This window comes from Mesorhizobium sp. WSM4806, from assembly GCF_055811635.1.
Map to the genome: position 1 here is coordinate 1 of NZ_JBVVQZ010000080.1, position 336 is coordinate 336.

At 59.2% G+C, this 336-nt stretch carries 1 protein-coding gene; it reads left to right on the forward strand.

Annotation, left to right across the window (positions count from 1 at the left end; all coding sequences use genetic code 11):
- Positions 1 to 336, forward strand: a 336-nt coding sequence (locus AC0L2M_RS34665) for a zinc-binding dehydrogenase (RefSeq protein WP_473537279.1), incomplete at both ends; no start/stop codon positions are given.

Here is a 336-nt window from a genome sequence, read left to right on the forward strand (position 1 = left end):
CGCGATCTGGGGCTGTGGCCCGGTGGGGCAGATGGCAATCCGCAGCGCCATTCTTCTCGGTGCCAAGCAGGTCGTGGCGATAGATTGCCTGCCCGAACGCCTTTCCATGGCCGGAGCGGGCGGCGCGATCACCATCAACTTCCTGGAGGAGAGCGTTGTTGAAAGGCTGAACGAGCTTACAGGCGGCAAGGGGCCAGATAAATGCATCGACGCCATCGGGATGGAAAGTCACGTGTCTTTTCGTCAACCAGACACCGTTTATGACCGCGCGAAGCAGATGATGCTGATGGAGAGCGATCGGCCCCACGTGCTGCGTGAAATGATCTATGTCTGCAG